This window comes from Blastococcus sp. HT6-4, assembly GCF_039679125.1.
In the GTDB taxonomy this organism is placed as follows: domain Bacteria; phylum Actinomycetota; class Actinomycetes; order Mycobacteriales; family Geodermatophilaceae; genus Blastococcus; species Blastococcus montanus.
Window position 1 is genome coordinate 1,910,235 of the sequence record NZ_CP155551.1, and the last position, 19,667, is coordinate 1,929,901.

Annotated in this window: 18 protein-coding genes; 16 read left to right on the forward strand and 2 right to left on the reverse strand. The window is 75.3% G+C overall.

All coding sequences use genetic code 11. The annotated features are described in order from the left end of the window. Positions 1–52: 52 nt before the first annotated feature. On the forward strand, positions 53–763 hold the full coding sequence (locus ABDB74_RS09260) for a methyltransferase (RefSeq protein ID WP_346623497.1): 711 nt from the start codon (positions 53–55) through the stop codon (positions 761–763). Positions 764–951: 188 nt separating this feature from the next. Here ABDB74_RS09260 and ABDB74_RS09265 read toward each other — a convergent pair whose 3' ends face one another. After that, a complete protein-coding gene (locus tag ABDB74_RS09265; RefSeq protein WP_346623499.1) occupies positions 952–1,857 on the reverse strand; it encodes a helix-turn-helix domain-containing protein in 906 nt (301 codons plus the stop codon). A gap of 165 nt (positions 1,858–2,022) precedes the next feature. Between ABDB74_RS09265 and steA the strand changes: the two genes are divergently transcribed. The 14 genes from steA (at position 2,023) to scpB (ending at position 18,218) form a co-directional block, all read left to right on the forward strand. Continuing rightward, entirely contained in the window at positions 2,023–3,210 is a 1,188-nt protein-coding gene (gene steA, locus ABDB74_RS09270; protein ID WP_346623500.1) for a putative cytokinetic ring protein SteA, read from the forward strand. Continuing rightward, complete coding sequence (locus ABDB74_RS09275) at positions 3,207–4,154, forward strand: copper transporter (RefSeq protein WP_346623502.1); 948 nt, start codon at positions 3,207–3,209, stop codon at positions 4,152–4,154. The genes steA and ABDB74_RS09275 overlap by 4 nt, the downstream gene beginning before the upstream one ends. Next, positions 4,151–4,990: a hypothetical protein gene (locus tag ABDB74_RS09280; RefSeq protein ID WP_346623503.1), complete on the forward strand. Its 840-nt coding sequence runs from the start codon at positions 4,151–4,153 to the stop codon at positions 4,988–4,990. Before ABDB74_RS09275 ends, ABDB74_RS09280 begins: the two co-directional genes overlap by 4 nt. After that, the gene (murJ, locus tag ABDB74_RS09285; protein WP_346623505.1) at positions 4,987–6,612 is read left to right on the forward strand and encodes a lipid II flippase MurJ; all 1,626 of its coding nucleotides are present in this window, start codon (positions 4,987–4,989) and stop codon (positions 6,610–6,612) included. The genes ABDB74_RS09280 and murJ overlap by 4 nt, the downstream gene beginning before the upstream one ends. After that, a complete protein-coding gene (locus ABDB74_RS09290; RefSeq protein ID WP_346623507.1) occupies positions 6,605–7,750 on the forward strand; it encodes a glycosyltransferase family 4 protein in 1,146 nt (381 codons plus the stop codon). The genes murJ and ABDB74_RS09290 overlap by 8 nt, the downstream gene beginning before the upstream one ends. Further along, positions 7,747–10,158, forward strand: a complete 2,412-nt coding sequence (locus tag ABDB74_RS09295; RefSeq protein WP_346623508.1) for a hypothetical protein — start codon at positions 7,747–7,749, stop codon at positions 10,156–10,158. The genes ABDB74_RS09290 and ABDB74_RS09295 overlap by 4 nt, the downstream gene beginning before the upstream one ends. Positions 10,159–10,168: 10 nt before the next feature. Continuing rightward, positions 10,169–11,857, forward strand: coding sequence for a CTP synthase (locus ABDB74_RS09300; protein ID WP_346623509.1), 1,689 nt, complete (start codon positions 10,169–10,171; stop codon positions 11,855–11,857). Further along, a complete protein-coding gene (locus ABDB74_RS09305) occupies positions 11,857–12,453 on the forward strand; it encodes an NUDIX hydrolase (RefSeq protein ID WP_346623511.1) in 597 nt (198 codons plus the stop codon). Before ABDB74_RS09300 ends, ABDB74_RS09305 begins: the two co-directional genes overlap by 1 nt. A 280-nt stretch (positions 12,454–12,733) precedes the next feature. Continuing rightward, a complete protein-coding gene (gene ald / locus ABDB74_RS09310) occupies positions 12,734–13,849 on the forward strand; it encodes an alanine dehydrogenase (protein WP_346623512.1) in 1,116 nt (371 codons plus the stop codon). A gap of 38 nt (positions 13,850–13,887) precedes the next feature. Next, entirely contained in the window at positions 13,888–14,799 is a 912-nt protein-coding gene (locus ABDB74_RS09315) for a site-specific tyrosine recombinase XerD (RefSeq protein ID WP_346623513.1), read from the forward strand. Positions 14,800–15,009: 210 nt separating this feature from the next. Continuing rightward, the gene (locus ABDB74_RS09320) at positions 15,010–15,915 is read left to right on the forward strand and encodes an AAA family ATPase (protein ID WP_346623514.1); all 906 of its coding nucleotides are present in this window, start codon (positions 15,010–15,012) and stop codon (positions 15,913–15,915) included. A gap of 70 nt (positions 15,916–15,985) precedes the next feature. After that, on the forward strand, positions 15,986–16,504 hold the full coding sequence (locus tag ABDB74_RS09325; protein ID WP_346623515.1) for a hypothetical protein: 519 nt from the start codon (positions 15,986–15,988) through the stop codon (positions 16,502–16,504). Positions 16,505–16,530: 26 nt separating this feature from the next. Then, positions 16,531–17,373, forward strand: a complete 843-nt coding sequence (locus ABDB74_RS09330; protein ID WP_346623517.1) for a ScpA family protein — start codon at positions 16,531–16,533, stop codon at positions 17,371–17,373. Further along, positions 17,370–18,218 carry an SMC-Scp complex subunit ScpB gene (gene scpB / locus ABDB74_RS09335; RefSeq protein WP_346623518.1) on the forward strand — a complete coding sequence of 283 codons (849 nt, stop codon included), beginning with the start codon at positions 17,370–17,372 and terminating at the stop codon, positions 18,216–18,218. The genes ABDB74_RS09330 and scpB overlap by 4 nt, the downstream gene beginning before the upstream one ends. A 36-nt stretch (positions 18,219–18,254) precedes the next feature. On the opposite strand, the gene ABDB74_RS09340 is transcribed toward scpB, so the two are convergent. Beyond that, entirely contained in the window at positions 18,255–18,659 is a 405-nt protein-coding gene (locus tag ABDB74_RS09340; protein WP_346623519.1) for a hypothetical protein, read from the reverse strand. Between the two features lie 128 nt (positions 18,660–18,787). Here ABDB74_RS09340 and ABDB74_RS09345 point away from each other — a divergent pair, with 128 nt between their 5' ends. Then, entirely contained in the window at positions 18,788–19,633 is an 846-nt protein-coding gene (locus tag ABDB74_RS09345; RefSeq protein WP_346623520.1) for a pseudouridine synthase, read from the forward strand. Positions 19,634–19,667: the final 34 nt, after the last annotated feature.

Genomic DNA, 19,667 nt, shown 5'->3' on the forward strand with positions numbered 1-19,667 from the left:
GCCTCCCTGTGAACCGGGAGTGCCGGGGCTCGCGGCGGGGTAAGGGGCGTCGGTGAGCTGCTTCTCCGCCGCCGACGAGTCGGCGCACTACGGCTTCTCGGTGTGCATGCTCCTCGAGCAGTACCGCGATCAGCTGGTTTGGGCGGACGGCGGGGTCGACGAGCTCGGCACCGGCGACGCGACGGCCATCGCCGACGTCGTCCGGACCATCCCCGGGCTCCGGGTGCGGAGCTACGACATCAGCGCGTCGTCGGTCGAGCTGGCCCGGGCCAACATCGCCGCCCGTGGTGTCGCCGACCGGTACACCGTCGAGGTCGGCGACTTCTTCGACCAGGCCGACTCCGCCGGCGGTGACCAGGCGGCCACGGTGATCTCCAACCCGCCGTACGTCCCGGCGCCGGACCGGGACATCCTCATGCCCGAGCTGTGGGGCGGCGTCCGCGGCAACGACCTGGTGCTGCAGCTGCTGAAGACCGGGTACGACAACGTGATCACGGCGGTGGCCAGCTACTCCGACCCCGAGACGTCGGTGCGCACGGCGCAGGACCTGGGCTACCGGGTGGTCAACTTCCTCGCCATGGGCCTGGACTTCGGCCCGTACAGCAACGAGCCCAAGGTGCGCGCGCACATCGACCGGCTCTGCGCCGAGGGACGCGCCTGGGCGGGGGACGAGGGGTACATGGTCGCCATCGCGCTGTTCAGCCGGAACCCCGACCTGCCCGGGGACCGCGCCGACCAGCTGCTCAGGTCACTGCAGCTCTGACGAGCGGGGCCCGGAGGGTCCCCGAGGAGGAGCTGGGAGCCGCCCTGCGAGGCGGGCCGAGGAGCAAGGGGCCGGAGGCCTCCTCGACGGAGCAAGGGGCCGGAGGCCTCCTCGACGAGGGCCGGTGTGGGCACAGCTCAGGTCGGGGACGGCACGTGGCCGCGGTCGTCGTCCGGAGGACGACAGAGTCATGGTCTCCGCTTGGCGTAACCCGCGAGGCCGAACTGCAGGAGCGCCAGGCCGCGCCGGCCCTGCCGGCGCAGCTCCGCCGACAGCTCCGGTCCGCCGACGCCGGCCAGCACCTGGTCGCGCGCCAGCTCCAGCAGGGAGGCGTAGAGCCCGAGGATCGCGTGCGCGGCCAGCCACGGCTCGATCTGCCCCTGCTTGGCCTCGGTCTCCTCGGCGACCAGCTCGGCCAGCGAGACGGTGATCTCGCCGAGGATCTCCCGTTCCCGGATCTGCAGGGTGCGGCTGCCGCGGATCACCTGCGCCATCTGCGCGACGCCGTCGGCCGCCTCCGGTGTGCCGAGCAGGCTGACCGCGGCGACGACGAAGCTGCCCGCGGCGGCGGCCACCGACTCACCGGCCGGGCGCCGGCGGACCGCGTCCAGCAGGGCCGCCCGCATCGGCGGGTCGGCGTCGAAGACCAGACCCTCCTTGACCGGGAAGTGGTTGAACACCGTCTTCTCGACGACGCCGGCGCGCTGTGCGATCTCCACCACACTGACCGCGTCGAAACCACGCTCCGTGAACAGCTCGGTCGCGGCGTCGACGATCCGCGCCCGCGTCTGCTGCCGCCGTCGTTCCCGGAGCCCCGACCCGCGCAGCGCCCGCCGCCCGCGGCGCGGGCCGCTGGTGTCGCCGTCGGCGACCGGGGAGGGGGCGACCGGCGGTGCGGGGGCGGCCACCGCGGGGGCCGGCGGGGGAGCGGTGGGCGCCGCCACCTCCGCGTTCGGCTCCGGGCTCGGCGCGGGCCGGTCGAGGTCAGGGCGGGGTACCGCCCGGATCACTGCTCCGCCGACGGGCGCCGCGGCGTCCCCGTCCGAGTCGGGAACGGGTACTGCGGTCGTCAGGGCACCGGCCACTCCAGTCACGTGGACCACGCTAGTCACAAGTCGGTAACGGTCCCGCCGGCGCGGTGGCGGACGGCGCACCGGCGTGTCGGCCGGACCCGGTGTCGGGCACGCTCCGTGACCGGAAGATCGCCGGAGCGCGTCGGACGACCGGACCGGAGAGCCCGCGTGGCAGCATGCGATGTCATGCGCATCGGCACCGTTCGCCGCGGCCGGGCACAGGACACGGGGCCCGGCGTCGCCGGCACCGTCCGTCTGGACCGCCGCACCAAGAACCTGACGAAGCGACTGCGCCCCGGCGACATCGCCGTCATCGACCACGTCGACATCGACCGGGTCAGCGCTGACGCGCTGGTCGGCTGCAAGGTCGCCGGAGTGGTCAACGCGGCGCCCAGCATCTCCGGCCGGTACCCGAACCTCGGCCCCGAGATCCTGATCAACGCGGGCATACCCCTGCTCGACGACGTCGGCAAGGACGTGTTCGCCAAGCTGCAGGAAGGCGCGCCGGTGCGCCTCGACGGCGACCGCCTCCTCGACGGGGACGGCACGGTCGTGGCCGAGGGCCGCGCGCACGACGCCGACAGCGTCGCCGCCGCCATGGCCGAGGCCAAGGCCGGGCTGTCGGTGCAGCTCGAGGCGTTCGCGGCCAACACCATGGAGTACATGAAGCGCGAGCGCGCGCTCCTCCTCGACGGCGTCGGCGTGCCCGACGTCAGCACCTCCATCGAGGGCCGGCACGTGCTCGTGGTCGTCCGCGGCTACGACTACAAGGAGGACCTGCACGCCCTCCGCGCCTACATCCGCGACTACCGCCCGGTCCTGATCGGCGTGGACGGCGGCGCCGACGCCCTCGTCGACGCGGGCTACTCGCCCGACATGATCATCGGCGACATGGACTCGGTGAGCGACGACGTCCTGCGCTCCGGCGCCGAGGTCGTGGTGCACGCCTACGCCGACGGCCGCGCCCCCGGCCTCGCCCGGGTGCAGGACCTCGGGGTCGACGCCATCACCTTCCCGGCGGCCGCCACCAGCGAGGACATCGCGATGCTGCTGGCCGACGAGAAGGGCGCCACGCTGATCGTCGCGGTCGGCACCCACGCCACCCTGGTCGAGTTCCTCGACAAGGGCCGCGGCGGCATGGCCTCGACCTTCCTGACCCGCCTGCGGCTGGGCGGCAAGCTGGTCGACGCCAAGGGCGTCAGCCGGCTCTACCGGAGCCGCATCTCGACCACCGCGCTCGTCGTCCTGGTCATCGCCGCCTTCATCGCCATCGGGTCGGCCCTGGCCGTCTCCGCCGCGGGGCGGCTGTACCTCGACCTGCTGCTCGACCAATGGAACAGCTTCGTGTTCTGGCTGGAGAACCTCTTCTCGTGATCGACTTCCGCTACCACCTGGTGTCGCTGATCGCCGTCTTCCTGGCGGTGGCACTGGGCATCGTCATCGGCACGACGCAGCTCAACCAGCCGATCCTCAACGACATCGAGAGCCAGGTCAGCGCCCTCGAGCAGGACAAGCGGTCGCTGGAGGACCAGACCCAGCAGCTCCAGGCCGAGCTCGCCACCGCCGAGTCCTTCCAGGAGGCGGTCGCCACGCCCCTGGTCGACGGCACGCTGACCGACCGGAACGTCCTGCTGCTGCCCACCAACGAGAGCGTGACGTCCGAGACGATCGAGGAGATCGGCGGGCTGGTGTCCGACGCCGGCGGCTCGGTCAGCGGCGTCGTCCGCCTGGAGCCCGAGTACAGCGACCCGGCCACCGCCACGGCGCTGCAGAGCTACGTCACCGGGCCCGGCCTGCCTGCCGGGATCCAGCTGCCCGAGGACGGCGACGCCGCCGCCCTGGTCGCCTCGCTGCTCGCCCAGGTCCTCGTGACCCCTCCGGGCGGCCCGGCGCCGGACACCGCCACTGTCTCCTCGGTGCTCGCCGGCCTGAGCTCGCTCGACGTCCTCGCCGTCGAGGGCGCGTCGGTGACCCAGGCCGACCACGTCGTCGTCCTGACCGGGAGCGGCTTCACCGGCGAGGACGCCGAGCGCCGCAACGCCGCCCTCGTCGAGCTCGTCACCGCCCTCGACGGCCGCGGCGCGGGCGCCGTCGTCGCCGGCGACCAGGAGTCGGCGGAGGGCAACGGGCTGATCGGCACCGTGCGCGCCGATCCGGCGCTCGCCGCCGCCATCTCGACGGTGGACAACGTGCGCACCCTGGTCGGCCGGATCAGCACCGTCCTGGCACTCGGCCAGGAGTCCCGGGGCACGTCGGGCATGTACGGGACCGGCGAGGACGCCCAGCCGGTGCCGCCCGTGCCCGTCGCCGCACCGTGACGGGCCGGCGCCGGGCGCTGCTCGCCCTCGCCGGCGCCGGCGCGGCCCGCGCCGCGCTCACCGGGGCGCACGCCCTGTCGGCGCGGCCGGCCGGGGCCGCGTGGCGGCGCACCAACTACGCCGGACGGCCGGTCACCCTGCTCGGGGGGCCCGCCCTGGCCCTGTCCGCGACCGTGACCGCGACGCTGGGTGCGCCCGCCGGTGTCCGGGCGGCCACCGCCGTCGTCGGCGCGGTGTCCGGGCTGGTCGGCGGCTACGACGACCTCGCGGGGGCACGACCGGAGCAGGCGCGGGACAAGGGCCTGGCCGGCCACCTGAGGGCGCTGCGCGAGGGGCGGGTCTCCGCCGGGGCGGTCAAGGTGGCCGGCATCGGCACGGCCGCCGCCGTGGCCGCCGTGCTGACCCGCGGGCAGGGCCGGGGCGCCGGCCTGCTGGTCGACGGCGTGCTCGCCACCGGCCTGGTGGCCGGCGCCGCCAACCTGCTCAACCTGCTCGACCTCCGGCCGGGACGTGCGGCCAAGGCCGGCAGCATCGCCGCCGCGGCGACCCTGGGCGGGCCCGCCGGCGGACTGGTGGCCGGGCCCCTGGGCGCGACGCTCGCCGTCCTCCCCGCCGACCTCGGCGAGCAGGTCATGCTCGGGGACTGCGGAGCCAACGCGCTCGGTGCGCTGCTGGGGCTCCGGCTGGCCCGGCACCCGTCGCGGGCCGTCCGGGCCGGGGCGCTGACCGCGATCGCCGGGCTCACGCTCGCCAGCGAGAAGGTCAGCTTCACCCGCGTCATCGAGGCGACGCCGGGCCTCCGGGAACTGGACCGGCTCGGCCGCCTGCCGTCGTGAGCACCCGGCAGGTGGTGGGGGGCGTGGCCGCCGCTGCTGCCCTGATCGCCGGGCTCACCATCCTGGCGCGGCTGGCCGGCTTCGCCCGCACCCTCGTCTTCACGAACACCGTCGGGCCCGACAGCACCGGGGACGCCTACCTGGCGGCCAACAACGTCCCGAACATCGTCTTCGAGGTCGTGGCCGGTGGCGCGCTGGCCAGCCTGGTCGTGCCGATGCTCGCCGGTGGGATCGCGGCGGCTGACCGCGACCAGGTCCGCCGGACGGCGTCGGCCCTGCTGGGCTGGACCCTGCTGGTGCTCGTACCGCTGGCGGCACTGGTCGCCCTGCTGGCCGAGCCGATCGCCCGGTTGCTGCTCGGCGACAGCGACGAGGCCGAGATCCAGCTCGCCGCCCGGTTCCTGCTGGTGTTCGCCCCGCAGGTCGTCCTCTACGGCATCGGCATCGTCGTCACCGGTGTGCTGCAGGCCCATCGGAGGTTCGCGGGGCCGGCCCTCGCCCCCCTGCTGTCCAGCCTCGTCGTCGCCGGCGCCTACCTGACCTTCGCCGCGCTGGGCGGCGACGAGCAGGCCGCCGAGCTGTCCACGCCCGCCGAGCTCGTGCTGGGCGTCGGGACCACCCTCGGCGTCGCCGCCCTGGCACTGAGCCTGCTGGTCCCGCTGCGGGGTCTGCGGCTGGGGCTGCGTCCCACCCTCCGGTTCCCGGTGGGCGCGGCGCCCCGCGTCCGCCGGCTGGCCGCCGCCGGCGTGCTCACCCTGGCCGGCCAGCAGCTGCTGGCAGCTGTCGCCATCCGGCTGGCCAACGACGGCGCACCGGACGGCACCCAGGTCGTCTACGCGGCCGGCCTCACCGTCTTCCTCCTGCCGTGGGCTGCGCTGGCGGTCCCGCTGGCGACCTCGGTCTACCCGGGCCTGGCCGAGCGCGCCGGCAGCGGCGACGAGGCCGGCTACCACCGGGCGCTCGCCCCGGTCACCGTGCTCACCGTGGCGCTGTCCGCCCTCGCCGCGGCGGCTCTGGTGGCGGGAGCCGGACCCATGGCGCGGATCTTCCTGAGCGGCGAGCCGGCCGGCGTCGTGGCCGCCCTCAGGAACACCATCGTCGCCTTCGCCCCCGGCCTGCTCGGCTACGGCCTGGTCGCGTTGCTGACCCGCGCGCTCTACGCCCGCGGGCTGTGGAAGGCGCCCACGGCCTGGGTCCTCGCCGGCTGGCTGCTCGCGGTCGTCGCCGACGTGCTGCTGGCCCGCGCGCTGCCCCCGGCGGACCGGGCCCTGGCGCTGGGCATCGGGCACACGGTCGGAGTCACGGTGGCCGGTGCGGGGCTGCTCGCGGTCGTCCTCCGTGTGGCCGGCCGGCCCGCGCTGCGCGGACTCGCACGCAGCGGCCCGGCGGCCCTGCTGGCGGCGGTGCTCGGCGGTGCGGCGGGGCTCTGGGTCGCCCGCACGCTCGGCGCGGACCCGGTGCCCGACGGCGGGGTGGCCGCCGCCCTCGCGGCCGGGTTCCTCGCCGGGGGCACCGTGCTCGTCGTCGCGGTGGCCGTCATGATGGGCACGGCCCGCGCGCAGCTGGTGGGGGCACTCCGGGAGTTGCGGTCGACGGGCGAGCGGGAGGTGCGCAGTGGCTGAGCCACCCCTCCAGGGCTGCCGGGTCACCGAGGTGCTGGCCACCAGCACCGGCGGGGTGGGAACCCACGTGCGGTCGCTGGTCCCGCCGCTGGTCGCCGCCGGCGCCGACGTCCAGGTGTGCGGGCCGGGCGCCACCGACGAGCTGTTCGGCTTCGCCGGCCGCGGTGCGCGCTTCACCCCCGTGGAGATCTCCGCGGGGCTGGCGCCTGCCGCCGACGCGCGGGCGGTCCAGGCGCTGCGGCAGGCGCTGGCCGGCACCGACGTGGTGCACGCCCACGGGTTGCGGGCCGGGCTGGTCGCCGCCGCGGCGCGCCGGCTCGGCGCCCGCTCCGCGCGGCTGGTGCTGACCCTGCACAACGCGCTCCCCGACGGCGGGGGGCTGCGCCGGCAGCTGCTGGAACGGGCCGAGCGGGCCACGGTCCGGGCCGCCGACGTCGTGCTGGCCGCCTCGGAGGACCTCGCGGCGAACGCCCGCCGGCTGGGCGCCCGGGACGTGCGGCTGGCGCCGGTCTCGGCGCCACCACTGCCGCGGGCCACCCGCGGCCGCGCCGAGGTGCGCGAGGAGTTCGGGCTCGTCGACGACCGGGCGCTGGTGGTCGCGGTCGGGCGGCTGCACCCGCAGAAGGGCTACGACGTCCTCCTCGACGCCGTCGCCCGCTGGTTGGCCGACCAGCGGGTCCGCCCGGCGCCGCTGGTGGTCGTCGCCGGCGACGGGCCGCTGCACGACGAGCTGGCCGGACGGATCCGGGCGGAGAGGCTCCCGGTGAGCCTCCTGGGCCGGCGCGACGACGTCGCCGACCTCCTCGGCGCCGCCGACCTCTGCGTCCTCCCGTCCCGCTGGGAGGCGCGCTCGCTGACCGCCCAGGAGGCGCTGCGCGCCGGCGTGCCCCTCGTGGCCAGCCGCACCGGTGGGCTGCCGGAGCTGCTCGGTGACGCCGCCGAGCTGGTCCCGGTCGGCGATCCGGAGGCGCTGGCCGCGGCCGTCGTCCGGGTCCTCTGCGACAGCGCGCTCGCCGCCGCGCTCGTCGAGGAGGGGTTCCGGCAGGCGGCCGGCTGGCCCGACGAGGAGGCCACCGCCGCCCAGCTGGTGGAGATCTACCGCGAGCTGCTCGACGCCCCGGCCCGGCCACGCCCATGAGCGGCACGGCTCCGGTGGCGGCCCGCCGCTCGGCCGCCCTGCTCGCCCTGCTGCTCGGTCTCGTCCCCGCCCTCCTGGTGGCGCTGCCCGGAGTCGCGCGGGCTGCGGAGCCGTACCGCGCCGATCGGGTCGTGGTGGTCGGCGTGCCGGGGCTGACCTGGGCCGACGTCGATTCGCAGGCCACCCCCGGGCTGTGGGAGCTGGCCGAGGGCTCGGCGATCGGCGCGATGTCGGTGCGGGCCGCCCGCTCGACCAGCTGCCTGCTCGACGGCTGGGCGACGCTCGGCGCCGGCAACCGGGCCCGCTTCCCCGGCACGGACGAGGGCCTGCCACCGGTTCCGCTGCCCAGCGTCGGGCTGCCCGGGGACGACGGCGCCGACGGCACGACCGGGGACCCCGAGGGGGCCGGCGAGGGCGCGGCGCCGCGGCTGGACACCTCGCTGACGCACTGCGGGCTGCAGGAACGGGTGGCCGACGCGGCGCTGGGTGATCCGCAGGCCACCGTCGCCCGGATCGCCGACGACCCGGGCACCGTCCGGTTCGGCGCCGAACCCGGGGCGCTCGGCGCCGCCGTCGGCTGCGCATCGGTCGTGGGGCGCGCCGCGGCCCTCGCGGTCGCCGCCCCGGACGTGCCGCTCACCACGGTCGGCGGCCTGCCCGTCGAGCCGGAGGGCCTCGCGACCGTCCTGACCGGGTGCCCGCTCACTCTCGTCTCCCTCGACCAGCTCACCGACGCGGGTGCCCCCGGCGCCGAGCCCACCGACCACGGCACGCGGCCCGAGCCACGGGCGGATGCGCTCACCCGCATCGACGAGTCGCTGGCCAGGCTGCGGGCGGCCGTGGACGGGCTCCCGGGGGAAACGCTGCTCCTGCTCGCCGGCATCTCCGAGGTCAACGACGGACGGCCCCAGCTGCACGTCGGGATCGCCTCCGGCCCGGGGTTCGAGCGCGGCTGGCTGACCTCGGCGAGCACCGGCCGGCCCCCCTTCGTGCAGCTGATCGACGTCGCCCCCACCGTTCTGCGTGCCCTGGGCGTCGACCCGCCGGCCTCGATGAACGGGCAGCCGCTGCGCAACACCGGCGACCGGCCCGCGCTGTCGGCCGCCGTCGCCGAGCTGGAGCGGGCCAACGTCGCCGCGATCACGCACCACCGCAGCACCGGGACCTTCTTCTGGACGTTCGTCGCCGTCGCCGCGGCCGTCGTCGTCCTTGGCATGCTGGTGCTCGGCGTGGGTGGGGCCGGTCGGCCGGGCCCGTTGCGCGGTGCCCGGCGGGCGCTGCGGCTGCTCTGCCTCGCGGCGGCCGCGCTGCCCGTGGCCACCTACCTGGCCGGGCTGGCGCCCTGGGAGCGTGCCGCCGCGCCGCTGGCCGCGCTGTGGGCGGCCGTCGTCGTGGCCGACCTGGCGGTCACCGCCCTGGCCGCGCTCGGGCCCTGGCGGCGGTGGCCCCTGGGGCCGCCGCTGGCGGTGCTCGCCGTGACCCTGGGCACCCTGGTGGGCGACGTGCTGACCGGGTCGTCGCTGGAGCTGAACGGCCCGCTCGGCTACGACGCGATCGTCGCCGGGCGGTTCACCGGGTACGGCAACCTCTCCTTCGGCCTGCTGGCCGTGAGCGCGCTCTCGGTCACCGCGGCGGTGGCCACGGCCGCCGGTCGGCGGGCGGATCCGCGGCGCCGGCGGGCGGTGACCGCGGCGGTGGTGGTCGGCGCCGGCGTCCTCGCGGTCGTGGTCATCGGGGCGCCGCCGCTGGGGCGTGACTTCGGTGGTGTGCTCGCCGCCCTGCCCGGCTTCCTGCTGCTGGCGATGCTGCTGGCGCACGTGCGGGTGACGGTCGTCCGGCTGGTCGCCATCCTGGCCGCCGCGGTGCTCGCCGTCGGGACGGTCGCGGTGCTGGACTGGCTGCGGCCGGCGGGGGAGCGCACGCACCTGGGCCGCTTCGTCGAGCAGGTGCTCAGCGGTGAGGCCTGGACGGTGGTCAGTCGCAAGGCCGCGGCCAACCTCGGCATCCTCCTCGGCAGCCCGCTGGCCTGGATGCTGCCGGTCGCGCTGGTTGCCGCGGTGTGGCTGCTCCGGCCCGGCGGCCCGCTGCGGGGCGCCCGGCCGCGCGCAGGCACCGCGCGTCGCGGTCCGGCGGGGCTGACGCCGGCCGACGCCGCGGTGCTCCGCGCCACGCTGCTCGCCGTCGCCCTGAGCCTCACCATCGGCGCGGCGGTGAACGACTCCGGTGTCGCGCTGCCGGCCACCGCCGCCGCGCTGCTCGTGCCGCTGCTGGTCCGGCTCGCCGCGGTTCCGCAGGGGCAGCCCCCCGGGGCGGGGGAGAGCGCGGGTGGCGCTCCCCACTCGGGGCCGGCCGACGGCCCGGAGCGTGTTACGGTCGTCTCCCGTGGGTCGACCGTCTGGAACACGTGATCACGGGCTCTTGCACAACACGCAGCCGACGAAGTTCGTCTTCGTCACCGGCGGTGTCGTGTCCTCTCTCGGCAAGGGGCTGACGGCGAGTTCGCTGGGTGCGCTCCTGGCCAGCCGCGGCCTCCGCGTCACCATGCAGAAGCTGGACCCCTACCTCAACGTGGATCCGGGGACGATGAACCCGTTCCAGCACGGCGAGGTGTTCGTCACCGAGGACGGCGCGGAGACCGACCTCGACATCGGCCACTACGAGCGGTTCCTCGACACCGACCTGTCCGGTCGCGCCAACGTGACCACCGGGCAGGTGTACTCCGACGTCATCGCCAAGGAGCGGCGCGGCGAGTACCTCGGTGACACGGTGCAGGTCATCCCGCACATCACCAACGAGATCAAGGCGCGCATCCTCGCCGGCGCCGACAGCGCCGAGCGCGTCGACGTGGTGATCACCGAGATCGGCGGCACGGTCGGCGACATCGAGTCGCTGCCCTTCCTCGAGGCCGCCCGCCAGGTGCGGCACGAGATCGGCCGTGACAACTGCTTCTTCCTGCACATCTCGCTGATCCCCTTCATCGCGCCGTCGGGGGAGCTGAAGACCAAGCCCACGCAGCACTCAGTCGCGGCCCTGCGCAGCATCGGCATCCAGCCCGATGCCCTGGTCTGCCGGTCGGACCGGGAGATCAACGAGGGCCTCAAGCGCAAGATCAGCCTGATGTGCGACACCGACGCCGAGGGGGTCATCTCCTGCCCCGACGCGCCGTCGATCTACGACATCCCCAAGGTGCTGCACCGGGAGGGCCTCGACGCCTACGTCGTCCGGCGGCTGGGCCTGCCGTTCCGCGACGTGGACTGGACCGTCTGGGGCGACCTGCTCGACCGGGTGCACGCCCCCACGCGGACCGTCACGATCGCGCTCGTCGGCAAGTACATCGACCTGCCCGACGCCTACCTCTCGGTCACCGAGGCGGTGCGCGCGGGCGGCTTCGCCCACCGCAGCAAGGTGCAGATCCGCTGGGTGCCCTCGGACGACTGCGAGACCCCCGAGAGCGCCGAGAAGGCGCTGGCCGGCGTCGACGGCGTCTGCATCCCCGGCGGCTTCGGCGTCCGCGGGATCGACGGCAAGCTGGGGGCGATCCGCTACGCGCGGGTCAACGGCGTCCCGACCCTGGGGCTGTGCCTCGGCCTGCAGTGCATGGTCATCGAGTACGCCCGCAACGTCGCCGGGCTGGAGGGGGCGAACTCCGCCGAGTTCGACCCCGGGACGCCCGACGCCGTCATCGCCACGATGGCCAGCCAGGTCGACGTCATCGCCGGCGAGCGCGGGCTCGGCGGCACGATGCGCCTGGGCAGCTACCCGGCGGCCCTGCTGCCCGGTTCGGTGGCCGCGGCCGCCTACGGGAGCACCGAGATCACCGAGCGGCACCGGCACCGGTACGAGGTGGCCAACGCCTACCGGGACCGGCTGACCGAGGCCGGGCTGGTCTTCTCCGGCACCTCGCCGGACGGCCTGCTGGTCGAGTTCGCCGAGCTCCCTCGTGAGGCGCACCCGTTCTTCGTCGGCACCCAGGCCCACCCCGAGCTGAAGAGCCGGCCGACCCGCCCGCACCCGCTGTTCGCGGCGTTCGTGCAGGCCGCGGTCGACTACCAGGAGGCGGCCCGGCTGCCGGTCCCGGTGGACGAGGCGGAGAAGGTCGGCATCTGATGGCCGAGGAGGGGGCGCACGCGTACCGGGTGGTCGCCAGCGAGGAGATCTACACCGGCCACGTGATCGAGCTCCGTCGGGACACCGTCGCCATGCCGGAGGGCGGCGACAGCGTCCGCGAGGTGGTCCGCCACCCGGGTGCCGTGGCCGTCGTGGCGCTCGACGACGACGGGAACGTGGTGCTGCTCCGGCAGTACCGGCACCCGGTCGGGGACTACCTGTGGGAGCTGCCCGCCGGGCTGCGCGACGCCGACGGCGAGCCGCCCCTGGAGACGGCGAAGCGGGAGCTGGCCGAGGAGGTGCAGCTCGCCGCGGACCGCTGGTCGCTGCTCACCACGCACTACAGCAGCCCCGGGTTCTGCGACGAGAAGGTGCTGGTCTACCTCGCCGAGGGGCTCAGCGACGTCGACCGGCCCGAGGGCTTCACCGTCGAGCACGAGGAGCTGGACATGACCGTCGAGCGGGTGCCGCTCGGCGACGCCGTCCAGCGGGTGTTCGACGGGGACATCCGGAACGTCGCCGCCGTCGTGGGTCTGCTCGCCGCCGCTCAGGCGCGCGCGTCGTCGCCGCGGCTGCGCCCCGTCGACGCCGGCTGAGGCGGGCGGCCTCAGCGGCCCTGCGGGGCGGCCCCGCCCCGGGTGACACCGTCCGGCGGGTGCGCAGCGCGGGCTGCCCGGGGTGGCGGCGCGTCGACGGGTGGCCCGGCAGCCCGGCCCCGCGGGTGAGCGCCGAGATCACGAATCGGCCCAGGCGCTCGGGGGAGAGGCGCCGGCGTGCCTACACTCCGGCCGAGGCCCGCCCCGACCGGGCGGCCCACGATGCGGTGGGGTACCCCGTCACGCTCGGGAGTGGCCCGCCGGGACCAGGAGACGGACGATGCGGGTCGGGGTTCCCCGAGAGATCAAGAATCGGGAGTACCGGGTGGCGCTCACCCCGGCCGGGGTGACGGAGCTGACGCGGGCCGGGCACGAGGTGCTGGTCGAGCAGGCGGCGGGGGAGGGCTCCTCGATCCCCGACGCCGACTTCGCCGCCGCGGGGGCGCGGATCGTCGCCTCCGCCGATGACGTGTGGGCCGACGCCGACCTGCTGCTGAAGGTCAAGGAGCCGGTGGCCGAGGAGTACGGCCGCCTGCGCGCGGACCAGACGCTGTTCACCTACCTGCACCTGGCGGCCTCGAAGGAGTGCACCGACGCGCTGGTCGCCTCCGGCACCACCGCGATCGCCTACGAGACGGTGCAGACCGCCGACGGCGCGCTGCCGCTGCTGGCCCCCATGTCGGAGGTCGCCGGCCGCATGGCGCCGCAGGTCGGGGCGCACTGCCTGGAGCGGGCGCACGGGGGCCGAGGGGTCCTGCTGGGCGGGGTCTCGGGCGTCTACGCCGCGAAGGTGGTCGTCATCGGCGCCGGGGTCTCGGGGATGAATGCCGCGGCCATCGCGCTCGGCATGCAGGCCGAGGTCGTCGTCATGGACCGGGACATCGACAAGCTGCGCGCCGCCGACCGGATCTACCAGGGCCACCTGCAGACCGTCGCCTCCAACGCCTACGAGGTGGAGCGCGCCGTGCTCGACGCCGACCTCGTGATCGGCGCGGTGCTCGTGCCCGGGGCGAAGGCGCCCACCCTGGTGAGCAACGAACTGGTCTCCCGGATGAAGACGGGCTCGGTGCTGGTCGACATCGCCGTCGACCAGGGCGGCTGCTTCGAGGACACCCGGCCGACCACGCACGACGAGCCGACCTTCCGGGTGCACGACTCGGTCTTCTACTGCGTGGCGAACATGCCCGGCGCCGTCCCCAACACCTCCACGCACGCGCTGACCAACGTGACGCTGCCCTACGTGATGGCGCTGGCCAACGAGGGCACCGTCGGTGCCGTCCGCGCGCGCCCGGCCCTCGCCCACGGCGTCAACGTCGTGGACGGCCGGGTGGTGCTGCCGGAGGTCGCCGAGGCCCACGGCATGGGGGCCGTCCCGCTGGAGGAGGTGCTGACCTGACGATCGCGACGTCCGCCGGTCCCGACGTCGAGCGGGTCGTGACCGGCTACCTGGACCACCTCACCGTCGAGCGGGGCCTGGCGGCCAACACCATCGCGTCCTACCGGCGCGACCTGCGCCGCTACGCCGAGTACCTGGACGCGGCCGGGGTGCGCGGGCTCGGTGAGGTCGCGGAGTCCGACGTCGCGGGGTTCCTCGCCGCCCTCCGCCGGGGCGACGACGACCACCCCCCGCTGTCGGCGACGTCGGCGGCGCGGGCGGTCGTCGCCGTCCGGGGGCTGCACCGGTTCGCCCTGCTCGACGGCCTGGTGACCGACGACGTGGCGCACCAGGTGCGCCCGCCGACGCCGGCCCGCCGGCTGCCCAAGGCGGTGCCGGTCGAGTCGGTGGTCGCGCTGATCGAGGCGGCCGGATCGCTGGAGGGGCCGCGCGGGCTGCGCGACCGCGCGCTGCTGGAGCTGCTGTACGGCACCGGTGCGCGCATCTCCGAGGTGGTCGGGCTCGCCGTGGACGACCTCGACCAGGGGCAGTGCACGGTCCGCCTGGCCGGCAAGGGCGGCAAGGAGCGCGTCGTCCCGGTGGGGACCTTCGCGCTGCGCGCGGTCGAGGAGTACCTCGTCCGGGCGCGGCCGGCGCTGGCGGCCGGCGCCGCGGGCGGCGTGCGGCGGGGAGCGCTGTTCCTCAACGTCCGCGGCGGCCCGCTGTCCCGGCAGAGCGCCTGGTCGATCCTCCGCACCGCGGCCGAGCGGGCCGGGCTGACCGGCGAGATCTCACCGCACACGCTGCGGCACTGCTTCGCGACCCACCTGATCGACGGCGGCGCCGACGTCCGCGTCGTGCAGGAGCTGCTCGGCCACGCGTCGGTGACCACCACGCAGGTCTACACGCTGGTCACCGTCGACCGGCTGCGCGAGGTGTACGCCACCAGCCATCCACGCGCGCTGAGCTGACAGCGTCACCCGCGCCCATTTGGCAAGAAGTGGCGCCGGTTCGGCTTGAGTGGTCACACTGGTTGGCATTCGTCGCCATGTCGACAGGTCGACGGCGCGCCGCCTTCGGAACCTCGCTCCAGCTTCCTAGCGTTCTCCTCACCCGAGCGGACAGGACGGCTGACCGCACCCGGAAAGTCCGGACGGGGCACGAGCTGGAGGCGACTACCCATGGCGATCCGAGCGGACGCGGCCTCTGCCGTCGCGCGCCCGCACGACTCCGACCCAGAGATGGGGGCGGCTGCGCTGCGGACCGATCCGGCCCGGGCGCGTCAGCGCCCGCTGCCGGACCCGAAGCCGCTGACCCAGCACGGTCCCGCCCGTGTCATCGCGATGTGCAACCAGAAGGGCGGCGTGGGCAAGACGACGTCCACGATCAACCTGGGTGCCGCGCTGGTCGAGTTCGGGCGGAAGGTGCTGCTCATCGACCTGGACCCGCAGGGTGCGCTGTCGGTGGGCCTGGGCGTGCCGGCGCAGAACATGGACCGGACGATCTACAACGTCCTGATGGAGCGGCAGACCGGCCTCCGGGACGTCCGGGTGGCGACCGACATCCCCGGCCTGGACCTGGTGCCCAGCAACATCGACCTGTCCGCCGCGGAGGTCCAGCTGGTCAGCGAGGTGGCCCGCGAGCAGACCCTGCTGCGCGTGCTGGCCGAGGTCCGCGACGAGTACGACTACGTCCTCATCGACTGCCAGCCCTCGCTCGGCCTGCTGACGGTCAACGCGCTCACCGCCGCGCAGGGCGTGGTCATCCCGCTGGAGTGCGAGTTCTTCTCGCTGCGCGGCGTCGCCCTGCTGGTCGACACGATCGACAAGGTCAAGGAGCGGCTCAACCCGTCGCTGGAGATCAACGGCATCCTCGCCACCATGTACGACTCCCGGACCGTGCACTGCCGGGAGGTGTTCAGCCGGGTCGTCGAGGCGTTCGGCGACACCGTCTTCCAGACCGTCATCCAGCGCACCGTGCGGTTCCCGGAGACCACGGTCGCCGGGCAGCCGATCACCACGTGGGCACCCACGTCGACGGGCGCCGCGGCGTACCGCGACCTCGCCAGGGAGGTGCTGGCGCCGTGACCGAGCGTGCGAGGGCACACATGTACGGAGCGACGGGCATGGTCCCGACGAGCGCCAGCGAGGAGGCGTCATGACCCGTCGGCCCGTTCTGCCCGGTGCGTCGGAGCTGTTCCGGCGCACCGACACCACCGCCTCGGTCCCCGAGGTGACCGAGCTGCCGAGCCTGCCGACGCCGGCGAGCTCCCCGTCGCTGCGCAGCGCCGCCCGCCGCGTCGGCGAGTCCGCCGCCGAGGCGGCCGCGGCGCTGACCCTCGTGCCCGGGGGCGCCCAGCCGGCCGACGACCTCGCCGCCTTCCGCGGCGCCTCGGCCGAGCCCGCCCCCGCGCCGGTCCTGCAGCCGAGGGTCGCCACCCGCGGCCGGCCCGCCCGCGGGCGGGCGGAGCGCACCAAGCACGACGAGAAGATCACCGTCTACATCTCCGCGGACGAACTGGTGGCGCTGGAGACGGCCCGGCTCACCCTGCGCGCCCAGCACGGCCTGGCCGCCGACCGCGGCCGCATCGTCCGCGAGGCGATCTCGGTCCTGCTGGCCGACCTGACCGAGCGCGGCGAGGACGCCGTGCTGGTCCGTCGCCTCCAGGGACGATGAGCGCCGGACGCCTACTCTCGGCGTCCGTGAGCGAGAGCACCGGAGCGGTTCCGCCGGCCGATCAGGCCGCCGGGGCCGCTCCGGCCCGTTTCACGGTCAAGCTCACCAACTTCGAGGGGCCGTTCGACCTGCTGCTGCAGCTGATCGGCAAGCACAAGCTCGACGTCACCGAGATCGCGCTGTCGACGGTCACCGACGAGTTCATCGCCCACCTGCGGGCGCTCGGCGACGAGCTGGACCTCGACCAGGCCAGCGAGTTCCTCGTCGTGGCCTCCACGCTGCTCGACCTCAAGGCCGCCCGGCTGCTGCCGGCCGCGGAGGTCGACGACGAGGAGGACCTGGAGCTGCTGGAGGCCCGGGACCTGCTGTTCGCGCGGCTGCTGCAGTACAAGGCCTACAAGCAGGCGGCGGCCTTCCTCCGCGAGCGCGAGGGCGACGCCGCCCGCCGGTTCCCGCGGGAGGCCGGCCTGGAAGCCCGGTTCGCCGAGCTGGTGCCGGAGGTGCTGCTGGACCTCACCCCGCAGCAGTTCGCCGCCCTGGCCGCCCGCGCACTGGCCCCCAAGGCGCCCGAGACGGTCAGCGTCTCGCACCTGCACGCGCCGGCGGTGAGCGTCTCCGAGCAGCTGCTGCTGGTGCGCAACCAGCTCGTGCGGGCGGGCACGGCCAGCTTCCGGGCGCTCACCGCCGACTGCGCGCACACCCTCGAGGTCGTGGCCCGCTTCCTGGCCCTGCTCGAGCTGTACCGGCAGCAGCGGGTGGTGTTCGAGCAGCTGACGCCGCTGGGGGACCTGCACGTCCGCTGGATCGGCGACGCCGTACCCGACCCGGCCGGCGCACCCGCCGATGACGCCGACGAGGAGTACCGGTGACCGACGATCGCCCCGACCACGAGCGTGTGCCCATCTCGTGGGACGCCCTCGCCGCCGAGCTGGCCGCCACCCGCGAGCAGGCCGAGGAGCGCGGCGACGCCGACCCCACCACCTGGGACGCCGTCGCCGCCGAGCTGGCCGCCCGGGTCGCCGAGCGGCCGGCGGACGACCACCCCGTGCCGGTGGTCCCGGACGAGACGGCGCCGGCCCGGGACGCCCGGCCCGTGCCCGAGCCCGAGCCCGTGCCCGAGCCCGTGCCCGAGCCCGAGCCGGAGCCGGAGCCGCTGGAGCTGCTGGACCCGGTGCAGCTGCGGGGCGGTCTCGAGGCGCTGCTGTTCGTGATGGACGACCCGGTCGACGAGCAGACCCTGGCGGCCGCGCTGCGCTGCTCGGCCGACCAGGTCCGCGCCGGGCTGGCCGAGCTCGCGGCGGGCTACGACCAGCGATCGGCCGGGATGACGCTGCGCCGGGTGGGGGAGGGCTGGCGGCTCTACACGCGCGAGGAGCACGCCGCCGTCGTCGAGCGGTACCTGGTGGACGGCCAGCGCAGCCGCCTGACGCAGGCGGCGCTGGAGACCCTCGCGGTCATCGCGTACCGGCAGCCGGTGACCCGGGCGCGGGTCTCGGCGATCCGCGGCGTCGGCGTCGACGGCGTGATGCGCACGCTGATCGGCCGGGGCCTCGTACACGAGGTGGGCAGCGACCCCGACAGCGGCGGAGGGCTCTACGCGACGACGCCGCTGTTCCTCGAACGGCTGGGGCTGAGCGGCCTCGACGAGCTGCCCGAGCTGGCGCCGCTGCTGCCGGAGACCGCGACGGTCCTCGACGAGCACCCCGACGCCTGACACGGGGGCAGCCGGGGCGGCGGGACGACGGCCGGGTCAGGCGCGGGGACGGCGCTGGGGCATGAAGCACACGGCCGAGGCCACGAAGGTGACGATGCCGGCGCCCAGCGCGACGAGCACGGCGGTCCCCGACGTGACGGACGAGACCGACGCGCTGCGCACCCAGAACGCGCCGAGGAGCACGAGGGAGACCATTGCCAGCGGCGCCCCGATCCGCGCCTCGCGCGGCCTGCGGCCGGATGCGTCACCCTGCGAGCGCAGCGACACGAGCAGCACGATCAGCGCGGCCACCGAGAGGACGAAGGCCAGCAGGCCCCCCAGGCCCGCGCCGATGTTCGCACCGTCGGCCGGATCCGTGGCCGCGAGGGCGACCACGAAGAACGCCCAGAGGGCGGTCGCCGCCGTGGCCAGGGCCAGGCCGACCATGCGCGTCCTGCTCATGGGCGCATCCTGGGGGCGGCCCAGCCGCGGGCACCACCCCTCCGGGTGCGGTGCCCTCGGAGGGAGCGCACCCGGTCGGGGCAGCGCGCGGCGGGGCGCGCCGCCGGCGGGTGGGAGACTGGGCGGCGATGAACACCGCATCCCCGAACGACGAGCACACCACCGAGGCCGGCGACGGCTGGTCCGAGGACATGGAACTGGCCCCCGAGCACCCCGGCGACCGCGCACCCGCCGGCCCCGGCGACGACCGGCAGGGGGAGCGGCTGCAGAAGGTGCTGGCCCGGGCCGGAGTCGCCTCGCGGCGGGTCGTCGAGGACATGATCGACGCCGGCCGGATCGCCGTGAACGGCCAGCAGGTGCGGGTCCAGGGCATGCGCGTCGACCCGGCCACGGACAAGATCTCCGTCGACGGTGTCCGCCTGGAGATCCGCGACGACCGCGTCACCTACGCCCTGAACAAGCCGCCGGGCGTGATCACCGCGATGAGCGACGACCGCAACCGCCCCACCGTCGGCGAGATGGTGGGCGACCTCGCACCCGGGCTGGTGCACGTCGGCCGGCTCGACCAGGACACCGAGGGCCTGCTGCTGGTCACCAACGACGGCGAGCTCGCCCACCGCCTGGCCCACCCCAGCTACGCGGTGCCCAAGACCTACCTGGCGCAGGTCTCGGGGTCGGTGCCGCGTGACCTGGCCCGCCGGCTGCGCGCCGGGATCGACCTGGACGACGGGCCGGTGAAGGTCGACTCGTTCCGCGTGGTCGACACCCACGCCGGCCAGTCGGTCGTCGAGGTCGTGCTGCACGAGGGCCGCAAGCACATCGTCCGCCGCCTGCTCGCCGCCGTGAACCTGCCGGTCTCCCGGCTCACCCGCACGGCGGTCGGCCCGATCGAGCTCCGCGCGATGCGCTCGGGCACCATCCGCAAGCTCGCCCGCCACGAGGTCGGCGCCCTGGAGGAGCTGGTCGGGCTCTGACCCCCCGGCCGGCCGCCGTCCACGGGCGTGGCCG